Origin of the sequence: Halorientalis pallida, from assembly GCF_004118325.1 — an archaeon.
Classification (GTDB): Archaea; Halobacteriota; Halobacteria; order Halobacteriales; family Haloarculaceae; genus Halorientalis; species Halorientalis pallida.
Map to the genome: position 1 here is coordinate 1 of NZ_RDFA01000017.1, position 1802 is coordinate 1802.

At 59.7% G+C, this 1802-nt stretch carries 1 tRNA gene and 2 rRNA genes; all 3 read left to right on the forward strand.

Annotated elements, in window-relative coordinates:
• Positions 1 to 1091, forward strand: a 16S ribosomal RNA gene (locus EAF64_RS20605); the annotation flags it as partial.
• 110 nt (positions 1092 to 1201) lie between these two features.
• Positions 1202 to 1273: transfer RNA gene (locus EAF64_RS20610), tRNA-Ala, on the forward strand.
• Between the two features lie 342 nt (positions 1274 to 1615).
• Positions 1616 to 1802 (forward strand): 23S ribosomal RNA (locus EAF64_RS20615); the annotation flags it as partial.

Consider the following 1802-nt stretch of genomic DNA (forward strand, 5'->3'; position numbering starts at 1 on the left):
GTGCGAGGGCATACAGTCCTCGCTTTTCTGTACCGTAAGGTGGTACAGGAACAAGTGCTGGGCAAGACCGGTGCCAGCCGCCGCGGTAATACCGGCAGCACGAGTGATGGCCGCTCTTATTGGGCCTAAAGCGTCCGTAGCCGGCCGAGCAAGTTCGTTGGGAAATCTGCCCGCTTAACGGGCAGGCGTCCGGCGAAAACTGTTCGGCTTGGGGCCGGGAGATCTGAGGGGTACGTCCGGGGTAGGAGTGAAATCCCGTAATCCTGGACGGACCACCGGTGGCGAAAGCGCCTCAGAAAAACGGACCCGACGGTGAGGGACGAAAGCTAGGGTCTCGAACCGGATTAGATACCCGGGTAGTCCTAGCCGTAAACGATGCTCGCTAGGTGTGGCGCAGGCTACGAGCCTGCGCTGTGCCGTAGGGAAGCCGTGAAGCGAGCCGCCTGGGAAGTACGTCTGCAAGGATGAAACTTAAAGGAATTGGCGGGGGAGCACTACAACCGGAGGAGCCTGCGGTTTAATTGGACTCAACGCCGGACATCTCACCAGCACCGACAGTGTGCAGTGAAGGTCAGGTTGATGACCTTACTGGAGCCACTGAGAGGAGGTGCATGGCCGCCGTCAGCTCGTACCGTGAGGCGTCCTGTTAAGTCAGGCAACGAGCGAGACCCGCATCCCTAGTTGCCAGCAGCAACCTTGTGTTGGCTGGGTACACTAGGGAGACTGCCGCTGCCAAAGCGGAGGAAGGAACGGGCAACGGTAGGTCAGTATGCCCCGAATGTGCTGGGCAACACGCGGGCTACAATGGCCGGGACAGTGGGACGCGACCCCGAGAGGGAGAGCTAATCTCCTAAACCCGGTCGTAGTTCGGATTGCGGACTGAAACTCGTCCGCATGAAGCTGGATTCGGTAGTAGTCGCGTGTCATTAGCGCGCGGCGAATACGTCCCTGCTCCTTGCACACACCGCCCGTCAAAGCACCCGAGTGAGGTCCGGATGAGGCCACCATGCGGTGGTCGAATCTGGGCTTCGCAAGGGGGCTTAAGTCGTAACAAGGTAGCCGTAGGGGAATCTGCGGCTGGATCACCTCCTACAGACCGGGACTGGGGCGACGCCCCAGCCCACCTTTGGAGGGACACGTTCGAGCCACGAACCGACCGAGCACCTATGAACTGCCAGGGCTGACATTTGTCCGCAGGGAAGGGCCCATAGCTCAGCGGCAGAGCGCCGCCTTTGCAAGGCGGAGGCCCTGGGTTCAAATCCCAGTGGGTCCATATCCCGTACCCGAGTCGAACCGTGTCCCTTAAGTGGGGCACTCCACTCAACCCGGGTACGGAAGACCGATGCACCACTCCGTGTGAACGCGAGTGGGAAGGGTTGATGCACGCACCGGCAACCACCGGGCGTTGCAGATGAGACTGTGTGTACGTGCGATCCAGGCGTCCACTGGACTCGTGTGCAGTTCATCGAGTCTTGAGACGTTGTCAGACTCTCTGAGTCTGACAGCACGCCAGACGTAGTCTGGCGGACGCGACTCGGAATCATATCCGAGTCACTACACGACCCGGACCTAGTCCGGGTCACCAACTGACCTGGAGTCATTCCAGGTCATCATCAGCGATTGGCTACTATGCCAGCTGGTGGATAGCTCGGCTCAGGTGCCGACGAAGGACGTGCCAAGCTGCGATAAGCTTCAGGGACCCGCACGGAGGGGAAGAACTGAAGATTTCCGAATAGGAATCCTCACTGCAATTGCTTCGCGCAATGGGGAACGCCGGGAATTGAAACATCTCAGTACCGGCA